Raw genomic sequence first — 15,707 nt, forward strand, 5'->3', positions numbered from 1 at the left:
ATGAGCAACGCCATCAAACAGTCGGGCGCCTATCTCGAAATCGTCTCGTTCCACCTGGGAGACCAGGAGTTCTGCATCGATATCATGGCGATCCGCGAAATCCGCGGCTGGGCGCCGGTCACTCCGATGCCGCACACCCCGCCCTACGTCCTCGGCCTCATCAACCTGCGCGGCGCGGTGATCCCCGTCATCGACATGGCTTGCCGTCTCGGCATGAAGATGACGGAGCCGTCGGAGCGCTCTGCCATCATCGTCACCGACATCGCCGGCAAGCTGGTCGGCCTGCTGGTCGAACAGGTTTCCGATATGATGACCATCAAGAGCGAAGACCTGCAGCCGCCGCCGGAAATCATCCCGGAAGCCCAGCGCGCCTTCTGCCGCGGCATCGTTGCACTGGAAAAGACCATGGTCTGCTTCCTCAACCTCGACACCGTCATCGCCGACGAACTGGCCCGCGAAGCTGCCTGAGAACCGTTGATCTGAGATACCAGACCGCCCCGGCGCAGCGCTGCGGGCGGTCTTTGTTTTCCACGATCTCGGCGCATCGTATACGGCCACCGAGTGACTTCCAATTTTCGCGACAGAGACTACTTTGGCCATCGAAACCGTAACCCCGACGGGAAATTTTCGTGGACATCAGGCCCTATAGGATAAGTATCCGCGACGAGCAGATCGACGATCTCCGCCGGCGCTTGCGCGCGACGCGATGGCCTGTAGCGCTCGACCCCGATAGCTGGGAGGACGGAACGAGCCTGGCTTTCCTTCAGGAGCTTCACGCCTATTGGAAAGACCATTTCGACTGGCGCGCGCAGGAGGCGCACCTCAACACGCTTCCCCATTTCATTGCCGAGATCGACGATCTGTCGATCCATTTCATTCATCAGACCGGCAGCGGGCCCTCGCCGCTGCCGCTCGTCATCACCCATGGCTGGCCGGGCTCCTTCTTCGAAATGGAAAGAATCATCCCGATGCTGGCGGATCCCGGCGCCCACGGTGCCGATCCGGCGGATGCATTCCATGTGGTCGTACCATCCCTGCCGGGTTACGGCTTCTCGCAGGCCCCGGGATCAATCGGGATAGGTCCCTATGAAATATCGGGCCTGTGGCTGAAACTGATGCAGGGCTTGGGATATGAAAACTTCTGCCTGCAGGGCGGCGATATCGGCGCGGCCGTCTCCAGCTGGCTCGCCTACAGGTTTCCGGAGAATACCACAGCCCTGCATCTGAACTATATTCCGGGAAGCTTCCGACCGCCGCTTGGCCCGGGGCAGCCGCCCGTCTCCGCCGAGGAACAGGCCTTTCTCGACCGCGCCGCGCAATGGGCCGACAGGGAGGGCGCCTACGCCCACATGCACGGAACGAAACCGCAGACGCTCGCCTATGCGCTGACGGATTCACCCGTTGGTCTCGCTGCCTGGATCGGCGAGAAATTCAGCGCATGGAGCGATGGCGACATCAGGACGACATACTCCTTGGACGTCCTGCTGACCGAAATTTCGATCTATTGGTTCAGCGGCACCCTGCATTCATCGCTGAGACTCTACAAGGAGAGCCGAAACCGGCCGATGCATTTCAAGGCGAACGAACGCATACTGCCGCCGCTGGGCCTTGCGCATTTCGCGAAGGAACTGCCCCTGCCGCCGCGCTCCTGGGTCGAACGCGTCTATAATGTCAGACGATGGAGCGAATTGCCGAACGGGGGCCATTTTGCCGCCATGGAGCAGCCAGAACTTTTGGCCGAGGATATCCGAGCCTATTTCCGCCCGTTCAGAAGAGGCGGATGATCACTGCGGCTTGCCGTTCTTCCACACCACATCCTGCCCGTAGAGCGGAATGGTCGAAATTGACATCTTCGCCGAGCCATCCGTCACCTGCCGCGAATGGGCGAGATAGATCAGCGTATTGTTGGCCTTATCGTAGATCCGGTTGACGACAAGCGTCTTCCAGATCAGCGACATGCCCTGCCGGAACACTTCGCTGCCATCCTTGGACAGATCGATATTGCCGATCTCGATCGGCCCGGTCTGGCGGCAGGCGATGGAATTGTTGGACGGATCTTCGAACCAGTTGCCGTTCTTGAAGCGGTCGATCAGGCTGCGGTCGAAATAGGTGACATGGCAGGTCACCCCCTTCACCTCGGGGTCCGAGACCGCCTCGACGATGATGTCATTACCGATCCAGTCGACCCCGACCTTGCCGACGACTTCAGCTGAGGTCGCGCCCGCGGAGGCCGCGAGGAATATTGAGCCAAAGAAAAGATTGCGCAAAGCGGACATGACAACTCCCGTGTTGATCCGCAAGCTAAGATAAGAATGGCCTGAATCTTTACAAGAAAACGCAGGCCTCACGCCTTGCGGCAGGTGCAAGGCTCGTAGCCGCCAGCCGTTAGCCTGCCGGGTTTCATGCCGATGACAGCAGGAATGGCGGCAACCGTTGCCGCCTTCACCGCCCTTGCCATCTCGATTGCCGCCGCAGCACAAACGGCGGCATCTTCAGCCGCGTTGTGATGGGCAAAACGCAACCCGAGGTGCTCTGCAATCAGGTTCAGCCGATGCGACAGGAAATGCGGCCAGATGCGCTGCGCCATCTTCAGGCTGCAGAGATAGGTGAGCTCCGGATAGGACTGCCGGTAGAGATCGAGGCTCGCCCGCCAGACACTGAAATCGAAGGCGGCATTGTGGGCGATCATCGTCGCGCCGCTGAAATCCTCAAGGAACTCGTCCATGACCTCGGGGAATTCTGGTGAATCCTCGACGTGCTCGGGGCGAATGCCGTGGATGGCAATATTCATGCCGGAAAAGCGCATGTCCTTCGGGCGAATTAGGCGCTCCTCGACCCGCGTCACCTGCCCGTCCTCGATCCAGGCAAGGCCGACCGAGCAGGCGCTGCCGCGCTGTTCGTTGGCCGTTTCAAAATCGATGGCAATGGTTTTCACGGGGCAATATCCGAATCGTCTGGGCTTATCGGAATAAAGATAGCCGCATCCGAAGGCAAATTCTGACCCGTTGACATCTGCACGCGAATGGCGAAACTTCCATGCATGATCAACTCTGTGGCCCACACCCATCATCTTATCACCACGACCCTTGCAGGGTGCGCGGGAGCGATGGTGCGTCACTAGCAGCCGATCACCCCGAAAACCCTGCCGAGGAAAGCAGGGTTTCGGAAACTCCGCTCTCCTCTTTCACACCCAAGGAGAGCATGATGTCAGTCAATCTGGATACCCCACCCGAAAAGCCTTCTCTGAACGGCCTCAGCGTTCGCGCCCTGTGCGTGAGCGATGCTGAAGCCGTCACCGAATTGATGAACCTGCCGGGCTATCGCGCCGGCACGCTGCGCCCGCCCTTTCAAAGCATCGACGCGGTGCGCAAGCGCATGGAAAACCCCTCGCCCGGTGCAATCAATCTCGTCGTCGAACTCGATGGCAAACTTGTTGCCAATGGCGGCATGAACCGCTTCGAAGGACGGCGCCAGCACGCCGCAAGTCTCGGCATGGGCGTCCACGACGATTTCACCGGCCGCGGCATCGGAACCTTCCTGATGGCCGCCATGCTGGATGCCGCCGACAACTGGCACGACATCAAGCGGATGGAGTTGACTGTCTACACGGACAACGACGCCGCCATTCGTCTCTACGAAAAATTCGGATTCGAAAAGGAAGGCCTGCTCAAGTCCTTCGGCTATCGCGCCGGACGATACATCGATGCCTATACGATGGCGCGGTTGCGGACGTGAAACCTCTCCTCCGTCATGCTCGGGCTTGTCCCGAGCATCTGCTGCCGTTTTGTATGTTGATACGTGGGCAGATCCTCGGGACGAGCCCGAGGATGACTCCAAGTAAAAGGCCGGTCCCGTCAAAACGGAAACCGGACGTCCCGCGCCCGTCTACCTCATCCACCAATCAGCGCCAGCCACTCATCCTCATCCATCGTTTGGACGCCGAGTTCGCGAGCCTTGTCGAGCTTAGAGCCAGCACCGGGGCCGGCAACGACGATATCGGTCTTCTTGGAGACGGACCCTGCCACCTTGGCGCCGAGATTTTCGGCGCGTGCCTTAGCCTCTTCACGGGTGAACTTTTCCAGCGAGCCAGTGAAAACCACCGTCTTGCCAGCAACCGGGCTCCCTGTCGTGACCGGTTGCTCGGCCTCCTGCGGCGTCACTTCGTCGAGCAGGCGGCCGATGACCTCGATATTGCGCGGCTCCTTGTAGAATTCGACGATGGCCCGCGCCACGACCTCGCCAATGCCTTCGATGGCATTGAGATCGTTCCAGGCGTCACCGGAAAGCGTTGCCGCCTCCCTCATGGCCTCCGCAAAGGCTTCGTAAGTATTATAGGAGCGCGCCAGGAGCTTCGCCGTCGTCTCGCCCACATGGCGGATACCGAGCGCATAGATGAAGCGGTGAAGGGCGATGCTGCGTCGGTCATTGATTGCCGTATAAAGCTTGCCCACGCTGACCTTGCCGAAGCCGTCTATATTCTCCAGCTTGGTGATCGACTGCTGCTGACGCTTCTCCAGCGTGAAGATATCGGGCGCCGTGCGGATCTGCAGCGCCGGATCCTCGTTCTCGAAGAAGAAATCAATCTGCTTGGAGCCCAGCCCTTCGATATCGAAGGCATTGCGCGAGACGAAATGCTTCAACTCCTCCGTCGCTTGCGCACGGCAGATGAAACCACCAGTGCAACGGGTGACGGAATCGAGCTTGCCGGTCTTCTCGTGCCTTTCACGCACCGCATGCGAACCGCAGACCGGGCACACCTTCGGAAATTGATAGGGCTGCGCTCCGGCCGGGCGCTTTTCCATGACGACATCGAGCACCTGCGGGATCACGTCACCGGCGCGCTGCACGATGACCGTATCGCCGATGCGGATATCGTGCTCCTCCTCACGGATGCGCTCGCCGCTATTTCCGATGCCCTTGATATAATCCTCGTTGTGCAGCGTCGCATTGGTGACGACGACGCCGCCGACGGTGATCGGCGTCAGCCGCGCAACCGGCGTCAACGCGCCCGTGCGGCCGACCTGAATGTCGATATTCTCGACGGTGGTGAAAGCCTGTTCGGCCGGGAACTTATGCGCCGTCGCCCAGCGCGGGCTGCGCGAGCGGAAGCCAAGGCGCTGCTGCAGTTCGAGGCTGTCGACCTTATAGACGACACCGTCGATATCGTAATCGAGGTCCGGTCGCTCGAGGCCGATCTCGCTGTAATGGGCAAGGATATCGTCAACCGAATTCAGTCGCTTCATCAGCGGATTGACCGGAAAGCCCCAGCCCTTGAAGGTCTCGACCATACCCATCTGCGTATCGGCAGGCATGTCCGACATCTCGCCCCAGGCATAAGCGAAGAATCTCAGTTTGCGGCTCGCCGTCACTTTCGCGTCGAGCTGACGCAGCGACCCCGCAGCGGTATTGCGCGGATTGACGTAAGTCTGCTTGCCTTCGACCTCCATCTGCGCGTTCAGCGCCATGAAGTCGCTCTTGGCCATGTAAACCTCGCCGCGCACTTCCACGACGGATGGAACGCCCTTCGGCAGCTGGTTCGGGATTTCCTTGATGGTGCGGATATTGGCCGTGACATTTTCGCCGGTCGTACCGTCGCCGCGCGTGGCAGCCGTCACCAGTTTGCCGTTCTCATAGCGGATCGACATCGAAAGCCCGTCGATCTTCGGCTCGGCGGTAAAGGCGATCGAATTGTCCGGCAGGCGGCCGAGGAAACGATAGACGCTGGCAACGAAATCGCGCACATCCTCTTGCGAGAACGTGTTGTCGAGCGACAGCATCGGCCGGGAATGGACGACCGGCGCGAACGTGTTGGACGGCTCGGCCCCGACACGGCGCGATGGGCTGTCCTCGCGGATGAGCTCCGGGAACCGCGCCTCGATCGCGTCATTGCGACGCTTCAGCGCGTCATAATCCGCATCCGAAATCTCCGGCTGATCCCTGCCGTGGTAGAGCGCATCATGATGCGCGATTTCCTTGGCCAGCCGCTCCAGTTCGGCAGCGGCATCTTCAAGGGTCAGGTCCTCAACAGCGACGGATTCGGTCGACATGCAGCTTCACTCCAGAGAATCTGCAATCGTTTTTAGAGCAAAATTCCGCGATTGAAATAGCGCCAGCGTTTTGAATTATGGCTGTGCGTTGCGCAGTCTGATGCCGCTGACATGCAATGTGCTGTCTCTCAGGGCCTTCAACGGCGTCAGGCTGTCAACGACACGGAGCTCGATGCCGCGGGGCGCAAATTCGCGATCGAGGCCGGACAGGACGGTGCGGCCAAGCGGCAGAACCGTCCTGCGCGACACCCACATCCCCGCATCCTGCAGATCTTCAAAACCGTCGATCGGCATGTCGTAACGATTGATCGCCTCGGCCCCCAGCCGCGCCAGCCAGCCGCGCTCGATATAGGCGGCACCCCGCCAGTCGCCGAGCAAGCGGCGATCTTCGTCTGACGTCTCGGGCGTCGCCCAGATCAGAATACGCGGACAATCGCGCGGAAAGAGGTACATGAAGTCGTTGTTTTCATCGATCGCCCAGACGAGCGGCCCGTTCAGCCATTCTCGCCCCGGCGGACGACCGGAGGCAATACGCGCCGGGCGCGGCTCGAAAACCGTAATGGCGGGATCGTCGCTGAAATGGAAAAGCGGCATGGATTGCAGCACCTCACCGATGAATGACGCCTGATAGCGCAGTGACCAAGCCTTGTTACCGGCGTGAATGCCTAGGCGTTCCCCGACAACAGACGCGCCGCAGCCGCCCTCGCCTCTTCCGTCACGGAGGCACCGGCAAGCATGCGGGCGATCTCTTCCGTGCGGTCCTTCTGGGCCATTGTGGCGACGCGCGTCGCGATCATGTCGGTACCGTCGCCGGACGGCCCCTTTGAGATCAGGAGATGCGTGGCGGCCCGTGCCGCCACCTGCGGCGCATGGGTGACGGAGAGAACCTGCACGCGCTCGGAAAGCCGCTTCAGCCGCTGGCCGATCGCGTCCGCCACGGCGCCGCCGACACCGGTGTCGATTTCGTCGAAGACGAGCGTCGGCGCCGAACCGCGGTCGGCAAGCGCCACCTTCAGCGCCAGCAGGAAGCGCGAGAGCTCGCCGCCCGAGGCGACCTTCATGATCGAGCCTGGACGCGTGCCGGGATTGGTCTGGACGTGGAATTCGACGACATCGATGCCCTCGGCCGTCGCCTCCTCCGCATCGGTGGTGATCTCCACCATGAAACGTGCGCGCTCGAGCTTCAGCGCCGGCAGCTCGGCCATCACAGCCTGCGCCAGCGCATCGCCGGCATGGTGACGCTTCTCCGAAAGCGAGCGCGCCGCCGCATCATAATTCGCCTTGGCGACCCCGACTTCCACTTCGAGCTTGGAAAGCCGCTCCTCGCCAGCGTCCAGATCGGCAAGATCGCTGATCATCCGCACGGCAAGAGCGGGAAGCTCGGTGACGGGAACGGAATATTTGCGGGAGGCAGCGCGCAGCGCAAACAGCCGCTCCTCGACACGCTCGAGTTCCTTCGGATCATATTCCGTCTTGCGCAGTGCAGCCTCGACTTCCATCTGCGCGTTGGAAAGCTGGTCCAAAGCGGCGTCGAGCAGCGCTACGGTGTCTTCCAGCAGGCCGGGCGCCTCATGGCTCTTGCGCTCCAGACGGCGCACCAGCGAAGCGATATGCGGCACGGGAGAGGCATTGCCGTTCAGGAACTCGGAAGCCTCGGCAATATCGCCGGCGATACGCTCCGCCTTCATCATCTTCTGGCGCCGGTCGGCAAGCTCATCCTCTTCGCCATCGCGCGGCGAGAGCTTATCGAGCTCTTCGACGGAGGCGCGCAGATAGTCCGCCTCGCGGGCCGCCGCCTCGACCTTCTCGCGGTGCTTCTTCAAGGTGCGCTCGCTATCGCGCCACTGGCGGTAAAGCGCGGCTACGTCCTGCACGTCCTCGCTGATGCCGGCAAAGGCGTCCAGCAGCGTTCTGTGGGCGTTTGTATCGACAAGCGCACGGTCGTCGTGCTGACCGTGGATCTCGACCAGCATCTGGCCCGCCTGGCGCATCAGCTGCACGCTGACGGGCTGGTCATTCACATAGGCCTTGGTGCGCCCGTCTGAGGATTGCTGGCGGCGGAAGATCAGGTCGCCTTCGTCATCGATGCCGTTCTCGCGCAGAAGCTTTCGGACACCGTGATCCATGCCGACATCGAAGACGGCCGTCACCTGACCCTTGTCCTCGCCATGACGCACGAGATTGCCGTCGCCGCGCCCGCCAAGGGCCAGCGAAAGACTGTCGAGCAGGATGGATTTGCCGGCACCCGTCTCACCCGTCAGCACGGAGAGGCCGGTCTCGAAGGCAAGATCCAGCCGCTCGATCAGAACGATATCGCGGATCGAAAGCTGGATCAGCATTGGCCTCAGGAACCGAGAAGGAGTTTCTTGCCCGCTGCAGCGATCCACGAACCCTTGTTTTCACGCGGCTCCGCGCCACCCGACTGCAGCAGCTTGTAAGAATCAGCATACCACTGGCTGTCGGGATAATTGTGACCGAGAACGGCAGCGGCAGTCTGGGCCTCTTCGACGACGCCCATCGCATAATAGGCTTCGACGAGACGGGCGAGCGCCTCCTCGACCTGATTCGTGTTCGGATACTTTTCGACGACGATGCGGAAGCGCGAGATCGCGGCGAGATATTCCTTGCGCTCCATATAGTAGCGGCCGACCTGCATCTCCTTGCCGGCGAGCTGGTCGCGCGCAAAACGGATCTTGGCCTGCGCGTCATCGACGTACTCGGAGTCGGGATAATTGTCGACGACGGCCTGCATCGCCTCGATCGTCTTCTGCGCCGCGCGCTGGTCCTGCGTCACGTCGACGATCTGCTTGGAATAGGTCAGACCCACGAGATACTGCACGTAAGCCGCATCCTTGGACTTCGGATACTGCGCCATATATTTGTTGCCCGATGCAAGCGCGTCGTCGAAGCGGCCCTGGCGGTACTTGACGAAGGTGCTCATCACGAGCGCTTTGCGCGCCCATTCCGAGAAAGGATTCTGCGCATCGATCGCATCGAACTTGCGCGCCGCCTCGGCCATGTTGCCGGCCTTCATGTTGGCAAGGCCTTGGGTGTAGAGCACATCAGGCGGATCGGTTTCGAGGCCGAGCTTGGTGATGTCGATATCAGGGTCCGACTGGCAGCCGGAAATCAAGGCGCCTGCGCTCAGCACCATCACGGATGCGAGCAAAGCGCGCGCTGTCTTCATCATCATGTCAGACCTTGCATAAGCCATTCGAAAGAATCCCACCGCCGCCGTCCACTCCACAGCAGCCACGCCTAGCTGGCGTTTCTAGCCACAAATACCTATCAAGAGCAACGCAATGATCACGCATTAACGCATTTTTGTGGCAGCACCGCCGAGAATGTCGGGCTTTTCACCGGCATTCGAAGCGGCAGCGGCTAAATATATGCCGCAAAACATCTATCGGCGCGCCATCCGCCCTTCCCCATAAAAAAACCGCCTCGGTTAGGAGGCGGCCCTGGCCTTAATTGGTATACTGGAGGTCATGCCGACCAGGGAGCGAACTCCGGAGCGCTGACTGCAATGAATTCGCGAACGGCAACGCGCTGGCGCGGTATCGACGTCTCGACCACTTCATAAGCCGAGGGATCGCTGAGCAGCGCCTTGAGAGCGTTGGCGTTCATCTTGTGGCCGCCGCGGTAAGAACGGTAGCAGCCGATGAACTGTGCGCCGGCAAGCGCCAGATCGCCGACGGCATCGAGCGTCTTGTGACGCACGAACTCGTCCTTGGCATAGCGCAGGCCTTCGACATTGATGACGGTATTGTCGTCGGAAATGACGACCGAGTTCTCGAGCGAGGAGCCGAGAGCATGGCCCGAAGCCCACAGACGCTCGACATCACGCATGAAGCCGAAGGTGCGCGCCCGCGACAGCTCTGCCTTGAAGACGGTGGCGGTAAGATCGCCTTCCCACTTCTGGCGGCCGATCAGCGGGCATTCGAAATCGATCTCGACTTCGAAGCGCGTGCCGTCATAGGGGCGGAACTCGCTCCAGGAACCACCATGCTCGATACGAACGGGCTTGGTGATGCGGATGTAGCGGCGCTTGACGCCGAGGGAAACGAGGCCGACCTGCTCGATGGCTTCTACGAAGGGAACCGAGCTGCCATCCATGATCGGCATTTCGGCGCCGTTGACTTCGATGACCACGTTATCGAGGCCGAGCGCATAGACGGCTGCCATGACATGTTCGATCGTCGCGACGGAATGGGCCGGCGAGAAGCCGAGAACGGTGCAGAGATCGGTATTGCCGACTTGCGAGGAAACAGCCTTCAGTTCGGTAACGTCGCCGTTTTCGTGAACACGCTGGAAAATCACGCCCGTGCCGGCTTCGGCCGGATTGAAGGTGATCGAAACGTCGGCACCCGAATGGACGCCGATGCCCGAAAGTGTCACCGGACGCGATACCGTCGTTTGAAAACCCAGCAAGCCAAGTCCCATAAAATTCTGCCTTTATTCTTCCGTACCCGTTGCTGCCAACCGGCCGGGTCTTTCTTCTATGCCGCCCTAACCGCTCGAAGCGGACTCTTGGGGCAGCTCGCTTGCCTCATACTTACGTGGACCTGCGCTGCAATCCAAATCACTGTTCGTTTCGATTTGTTACGAAATCCGCAGCGGCAAAAGCATTTAGAATTCAAGCATCTAGAAATGCAAACGCCCGGGGTTTCGGTCCCGGGCGTTTTCTGTGGAGAAGTGCTCTCTCAGTTCGACTGACGGCGCAGGAAGGCCGGAATTTCCAGCTGGTCGTCTTCCTGCATCATCCTGGCCTGCGGAACCGCGCGGCCCTGGTCGTCGAGGTTGCCGCGGCGCGGTGCGTAGAGGCTTGCTTCCGGCGACAGCGGACGGCGCTGCTGCGAAGCAGCGGCCGGCGCGGATGTCATTTCCGGAGCGACCTCTTCGTCGCGGCGGCCGAGCGAATTGGTGATTCGCTTGAGCAGGCCCATCGGACCGCGCTCTTCCTGGACGTGGGAGGAAACGGGCTGCGAGCGGTGGTCGATCTCGGCCTGGACGACGGGCGGGAAGTCCTCGACCTTCGGCATGCGGACCTGCTCGGGAGCCTGGCGGATGATCGGTTCCTGGCGGACCGGCTGGTGCATCGGCTGCTGCTGCATGACCGGCTGCGGAGCCGGCTGCTGCATGACGGGAGCCGGCTGAACCGGAGCCTGGCGCATGACCGGGGCAGCTTCCGGCGCAGGAGCGAAGATCTTGCTCTGCGGACGGAAGGTTTCCTGCATCACCGGCTGCTGCAGCGGAGCAGCGGCACGCGGGGCCGGGATTTCCAGTTCGCGTTCCATCGCGACTTCAGCTTCGCGGATGGTCTGCGCAATCTGGTCGGCCTTCGGTGCCTGCATTACCGGAGCAGGCTGAACTGCGGCCGATGCCGGAGCAACGGCCGCGGAGGGGCGGATAGCGGGCTTTGCTGCCGGCTGGAACACGCGGTCGGTGCCCTCACCCATGGCGCGGTCGATGCCGGTGGCGACGACCGAGACGCGGATAATGCCTTCGAGCGATTCGTCGAAGGTTGCTCCGAGGATGATGTTGGCGTCCGGATCAACTTCTTCGCGGATGCGCGTCGCAGCTTCATCGACTTCGAAGAGCGTGAGGTCGCGACCGCCGGTGATGGAGATCAGCAGCCCCTGAGCACCCTTCATCGAGGTTTCGTCGAGCAGCGGGTTGGCGATCGCCGCTTCGGCAGCCTGCATCGCGCGGCCCGAACCGGAGGCTTCGCCCGTACCCATCATCGCACGACCCATCTCGCGCATGACCGAGCGGACATCGGCGAAGTCGAGGTTGATGAGACCTTCCTTGACCATCAGGTCGGTGATGCAAGCAACGCCCGAGTAGAGAACCTGGTCAGCCATGGCGAAGGCGTCGGCGAAGGTCGTCTTATCGTTGGCGATGCGGAAGAGATTCTGGTTCGGAATGACGATGAGCGTATCGACAGACTTCTGCAGTTCCTGAATGCCGGATTCGGCCAGACGCATGCGGCGTCCGCCTTCGAAATGGAACGGCTTGGTGACCACGCCGACGGTCAGGATGCCCTTGTTGCGGGCGGCCTGTGCGACGACGGGAGCAGCACCCGTGCCGGTGCCGCCGCCCATGCCGGCAGTGACGAAGCACATATGCGTGCCGTTCAGGTGATCGATGATCTCGTCGATGCACTCTTCGGCGGCCGCACGGCCGACTTCAGGCTGCGAACCGGCGCCGAGGCCCTCGGTGACGTTGGCGCCGAGTTGGATGACCCGTTCGGCCTTCGTCATGGTCAGCGCCTGGGCATCCGTGTTGGCGACGACGAAGTCGACACCCTGGAGACCGGCCGAGATCATGTTATTGACGGCATTGCCGCCGCCGCCGCCGACGCCGAACACGGTGATGCGCGGCTTCAGCTCGGTGATGTCAGGCTTTTGCAGCTTGATAGTCATGGTACCTGTTCCTTCTCTCTCTGGCCGCATCGCCACGCCGGCCAATTCACTCAATTTCAAAAGCTTTCCTTCAGCCACTGGCCCATGCGGGCGATGCGACTGTTATTACCTCCAAGCGACATGAGCAGGCTGCTCTGTGACGCATGTGTTTCCATGTCCGCCACCTGCGGATAGATCATCAGCCCGACAGCCGTCGAAAAAGCCGGTCCCTTGGCTGCCGTTGGCAGGCCCGAGACGCCCATCGGACGGCCGATACGGACGTTACGGGCCAGGATGCGCCGTGCCACTTCGGCAAGGCCGGTGAGCTGGCTGGCACCGCCCGTCAGCACGACGCGTTTGCCGACGATCGGGCTGAAGCCTGAACGCTGGATACGGTCGCGGATAAGTTCCATCGTCTCCTCGATGCGAGCAGAAACGATGCGCGACACCAGAGCCCGCGGCACCTGCGACGGCTGATCTCGATCATCCTCGCCGATCGGCGGAATGGAGATCAGCTCACGCTCGTCGGAAGAGTTGGTCAGCGCCGAAGCGTGAACCACCTTCAAACGTTCCGCATCCTCGATCCGGGTGGAAAGGCCGCGTGCGAGGTCGGTCGTCACATGATGACCGCCGAGGCCGACAGCATCGGTATGAACGAGCTTGCCCTCGGCAAAAACCGAAATCGTCGTCGTGCCGCCGCCCATATCGATGGCCGCACAGCCAAGTTCGACTTCATCGTCGACGAGTGCGGCAAGACCGGATGCATAAGGCGTTGCAACGATTCCTTCCACCGAAAGATGCGCGCGATTGACGCTGAGCTCGAGATTTTTGAGCGCCGAACGTTCCGCGGTCACGACATGCATGTCGACGCCGAGCGCATCGCCATACATCGCCAGCGGATCGCGGATGCCGCGTTCGCCGTCGAGCGAGAAACCAGTCGCCAGCGAATGCAGGACGGCCCGGTCCTGGCGCAGCGACTGCTGGCAGGCGGCCGAAAGCACCTTTTTCAGGTCGTTCAGCTCGACTTCCTGGCCGCCGAGATCGATGGTCGCGGTATAAATGTCGCTGCCGAGACGACCGGCCGTCAGATTGACGATCAGGCTCTCGACGGTGAGGCCCGCCATGCGCTCGGCCGCATCGACGGCAAGACGGATGACGCCTTCCAGCGCGTCGAGATCGGCGATCACGCCGGTCTTGATGCCGCGCGAACGCTGATGGCCGATACCGATGATCTCGATATTATGCGTGCGGCCTGGCAGGATCTGGCTTTCCTCGCGCGGCGTCAGCCGGCCGATCATGCAGACGACCTTGGTCGAACCGATGTCGAGCACCGAAACGATATGCGACCGCTTCGACGAAAGCGGCTTCAGGCGCGGCAATCCAAAATGGGATGAACCGAACAAGCTCATATATTCTGCCCCGCCTTCTTCAAGTCCTTGGTGCGCGTTGCGACCGCTGCCTGCCGGCGGGCAGCCGCCTCCGGCGTCAGCTGGATCGTCGTGCGGTCCGGCAGCCTGAGATCGACTGCAGCGATATCGCGCTCCAGAAGCTGTTGTTCCCTATCGAATTTCGAAAGCGTCGCGAGCGCCTGGTCGACATCATCTTCCGGCAGCTTGACGACGACGCCGTTGTCCATGTGCAGATCCCACCGGCGGCCGGACACCCAGACATATGCCTTCACGCGGGCCTTGACGTCAGGCCACTTGGAAAACGCATCCTCGATGGACGCAGCAGCCGTTTCGGCATCACGGCCGACGACGAGCGGCAAGCTCGAGAATTTATTGTCCCGAAGCGGCGCGATCACGCTGCCGCTCTTCTCGATCAGCGAAAGCTCCTGCCCGTGCTGCCAAATGGCATAGGCGACGCGCTCCGAGAGCTTCACCTCGATCGTCTTCGGATAGACCTTGCGGACTTCGACATTCTCGACCCACGGAAGACGCGCGATCTTCTGGCGCGCGGCATCAACATCGAGAGCGACGAGCGATGTCGCGCCATCAAGGCCGAGAAGCTGAAGAATCTCGATTTCGGAGGTCTGATTGTTGCCGGAAACCTTCACGTCCTCGATAGCAAAACCGACAGCGCTGGTCGTTGCCTGCGCGACCGCTTCCGTATGGCCGCCGAGTGACATGCCATAGAGACCGGTCGCAGCCAGGAAACCGAGTGCAGAAACCGTGCCCGTGTGTGCGGGGATATGGATGCGCCCGCTACCGAGGCTGACGAAGAAGCGCACGACTCGGCGCAGCGGACGCGGCAGCACGCGACGCTCGTCGGCTTCCGCAATCGGAAGCTCGATGTAACGGCTGGGGCGCCCTATCCTTTTGACCGTCAACGCAAACAAGACGCGTCCTCCACCATCCACCGGAGAAATGCACCAAAGGAATATCCGGCATGGCCGGCCATTTCGGGCACAAGGGAGGTTGGAGTCATGCCTGGCTGGGTATTGACCTCCAGCCAGATGATCTCGCCGTCTTCGGAAAAACGATCGTCGTAACGAAAGTCGGACCGACTGACGCCGCGGCAACCGATTGCTTGATGCGCCCTTAATGCCAATGTTTGTATTTTTTGGTAAATTTTCGGTGAAATTTTAGCCGGCAAGACATGTTTTGAGCCACCCGACGCATACTTGGAGTCGTAATCATAGAAATTGTGGCCCTGTGGTACCACCTCGATGACATCCATGGGTTGATCGCCCATCACACCGCAGGTCAACTCGCGACCATGGATGTAGCGCTCGACGATGACTTCCTCGCCATAACGCCATTCGTCCGAGCCGATAACCTGTGGCGGATGCGCCTGATCCTCACCGACGATGACGACGCCGAAACTGGAACCTTCGCGCACCGGCTTGACCACATAGGGCGCCTTCATCGGATGCTCCGACGGGAACGAGAAGCGATTCAGAACCTGCGATTCGGCGACCGGAACACCGGCGGCCCCAGCCACACGCTTCGCCCGGCCCTTGTCCATGGCAAGCGCGGAGGCAAGCACACCCGAATGCGTATATGGAATCTGCAGATATTCGAGAATGCCCTGAATGGTGCCGTCCTCGCCGAAAGGCCCATGTAAGGCATTGAAGACAACATCGGGCTTCAGAGCAGAAAGCTTTTCGGAAATGTCGCGCTCGACATCGATGCGCGTCACCTTGAAACCTTCACCTTCGAGAGCATCGGCACACGCCTTCCCCGAGGAAAGGCTGACAGGCCTCTCCGAGGAAAATCCGCCCATCAGGACAGCTACGTGCTCGCGACTCATCAAC

General features: G+C 61.1%; 14 protein-coding genes. 3 read left to right on the plus strand and 11 right to left on the minus strand.

What is annotated here, in order from left to right; all coding sequences use genetic code 11:
* A complete protein-coding gene (locus tag FHT78_RS03735) occupies positions 1 to 468 on the plus strand; it encodes a chemotaxis protein CheW (RefSeq protein WP_112568976.1) in 468 nt (155 codons plus the stop codon).
* Between the two features lie 161 nt (positions 469 to 629).
* On the plus strand, positions 630 to 1,784 hold the full coding sequence (locus FHT78_RS03740; protein WP_183740685.1) for an epoxide hydrolase family protein: 1,155 nt from the start codon (positions 630 to 632) through the stop codon (positions 1,782 to 1,784).
* On the opposite strand, the gene FHT78_RS03745 is transcribed toward FHT78_RS03740, so the two are convergent.
* Both FHT78_RS03745 and FHT78_RS03750 read right to left on the minus strand, forming a co-directional pair.
* A complete protein-coding gene (locus FHT78_RS03745) occupies positions 1,785 to 2,276 on the minus strand; it encodes a CreA family protein (protein WP_183740688.1) in 492 nt (163 codons plus the stop codon).
* A 68-nt stretch (positions 2,277 to 2,344) separates the two neighbouring features.
* Positions 2,345 to 2,935: a 3'-5' exonuclease gene (locus FHT78_RS03750; protein WP_183740691.1), complete on the minus strand. Its 591-nt coding sequence runs from the start codon at positions 2,933 to 2,935 to the stop codon at positions 2,345 to 2,347.
* A 269-nt stretch (positions 2,936 to 3,204) separates the two neighbouring features.
* Here FHT78_RS03750 and FHT78_RS03755 point away from each other — a divergent pair, with 269 nt between their 5' ends.
* Entirely contained in the window at positions 3,205 to 3,735 is a 531-nt protein-coding gene (locus FHT78_RS03755) for a GNAT family N-acetyltransferase (RefSeq protein WP_183740694.1), read from the plus strand.
* A 155-nt stretch (positions 3,736 to 3,890) separates the two neighbouring features.
* Here the strand turns inward: FHT78_RS03755 and ligA are convergent, their stop codons facing one another.
* The 9 genes from ligA to FHT78_RS03800 form a co-directional block, all read right to left on the minus strand.
* Positions 3,891 to 6,047 carry an NAD-dependent DNA ligase LigA gene (gene ligA / locus FHT78_RS03760; protein WP_183740712.1) on the minus strand — a complete coding sequence of 719 codons (2,157 nt, stop codon included), beginning with the start codon at positions 6,045 to 6,047 and terminating at the stop codon, positions 3,891 to 3,893.
* A gap of 75 nt (positions 6,048 to 6,122) precedes the next feature.
* Positions 6,123 to 6,641 (minus strand): DUF6886 family protein, encoded by a 519-nt coding sequence (locus FHT78_RS03765; RefSeq protein WP_183740714.1) that lies wholly within the window; start codon positions 6,639 to 6,641, stop codon positions 6,123 to 6,125.
* A gap of 71 nt (positions 6,642 to 6,712) precedes the next feature.
* Entirely contained in the window at positions 6,713 to 8,386 is a 1,674-nt protein-coding gene (gene recN / locus FHT78_RS03770) for a DNA repair protein RecN (protein ID WP_183740717.1), read from the minus strand.
* A gap of 5 nt (positions 8,387 to 8,391) precedes the next feature.
* Positions 8,392 to 9,261, minus strand: a complete 870-nt coding sequence (locus tag FHT78_RS03775; RefSeq protein ID WP_183740720.1) for an outer membrane protein assembly factor BamD — start codon at positions 9,259 to 9,261, stop codon at positions 8,392 to 8,394.
* A gap of 272 nt (positions 9,262 to 9,533) precedes the next feature.
* Complete coding sequence (lpxC, locus tag FHT78_RS03780) at positions 9,534 to 10,490, minus strand: UDP-3-O-acyl-N-acetylglucosamine deacetylase (protein WP_183740723.1); 957 nt, start codon at positions 10,488 to 10,490, stop codon at positions 9,534 to 9,536.
* A 260-nt stretch (positions 10,491 to 10,750) separates the two neighbouring features.
* Positions 10,751 to 12,472, minus strand: coding sequence for a cell division protein FtsZ (ftsZ, locus tag FHT78_RS03785; RefSeq protein WP_183740726.1), 1,722 nt, complete (start codon positions 12,470 to 12,472; stop codon positions 10,751 to 10,753).
* Between the two features lie 56 nt (positions 12,473 to 12,528).
* A complete protein-coding gene (gene ftsA, locus FHT78_RS03790; RefSeq protein WP_183740729.1) occupies positions 12,529 to 13,860 on the minus strand; it encodes a cell division protein FtsA in 1,332 nt (443 codons plus the stop codon).
* The gene (locus FHT78_RS03795) at positions 13,857 to 14,789 is read right to left on the minus strand and encodes a cell division protein FtsQ/DivIB (RefSeq protein WP_183740732.1); all 933 of its coding nucleotides are present in this window, start codon (positions 14,787 to 14,789) and stop codon (positions 13,857 to 13,859) included. Before FHT78_RS03795 ends, ftsA begins: the two co-directional genes overlap by 4 nt.
* Positions 14,777 to 15,703, minus strand: coding sequence for a D-alanine--D-alanine ligase (locus tag FHT78_RS03800; protein ID WP_183741834.1), 927 nt, complete (start codon positions 15,701 to 15,703; stop codon positions 14,777 to 14,779). Before FHT78_RS03800 ends, FHT78_RS03795 begins: the two co-directional genes overlap by 13 nt.
* Between the last annotated feature and the right edge of the window lie 4 nt (positions 15,704 to 15,707).

This window comes from Rhizobium sp. BK196, from assembly GCF_014193255.1.
In the GTDB taxonomy this organism is placed as follows: domain Bacteria; phylum Pseudomonadota; class Alphaproteobacteria; order Rhizobiales; family Rhizobiaceae; genus Rhizobium.

Bases quoted from the DNA above. Each gene is read 5' to 3' on its own strand.
- FHT78_RS03735 (WP_112568976.1), top strand. From the start codon at position 1: ATGAGCAACGCCATCAAACAGTCGGGCGCCTATCTCGAAATCGTCTCG.
- FHT78_RS03745 (WP_183740688.1), bottom strand. From the start codon at position 2,276: ATGTCCGCTTTGCGCAATCTTTTCTTTGGCTCAATATTCCTCGCGGCC.
- FHT78_RS03755 (WP_183740694.1), top strand. From the start codon at position 3,205: ATGTCAGTCAATCTGGATACCCCACCCGAAAAGCCTTCTCTGAACGGC.
- ligA (WP_183740712.1), bottom strand. From the start codon at position 6,047: ATGTCGACCGAATCCGTCGCTGTTGAGGACCTGACCCTTGAAGATGCC.
- FHT78_RS03765 (WP_183740714.1), bottom strand. From the start codon at position 6,641: ATGCCGCTTTTCCATTTCAGCGACGATCCCGCCATTACGGTTTTCGAG.
- recN (WP_183740717.1), bottom strand. From the start codon at position 8,386: ATGCTGATCCAGCTTTCGATCCGCGATATCGTTCTGATCGAGCGGCTG.
- FHT78_RS03775 (WP_183740720.1), bottom strand. From the start codon at position 9,261: ATGGCTTATGCAAGGTCTGACATGATGATGAAGACAGCGCGCGCTTTG.
- lpxC (WP_183740723.1), bottom strand. From the start codon at position 10,490: ATGGGACTTGGCTTGCTGGGTTTTCAAACGACGGTATCGCGTCCGGTG.
- ftsZ (WP_183740726.1), bottom strand. From the start codon at position 12,472: ATGACTATCAAGCTGCAAAAGCCTGACATCACCGAGCTGAAGCCGCGC.
- ftsA (WP_183740729.1), bottom strand. From the start codon at position 13,860: ATGAGCTTGTTCGGTTCATCCCATTTTGGATTGCCGCGCCTGAAGCCG.
- FHT78_RS03800 (WP_183741834.1), bottom strand. From the start codon at position 15,703: ATGAGTCGCGAGCACGTAGCTGTCCTGATGGGCGGATTTTCCTCGGAG.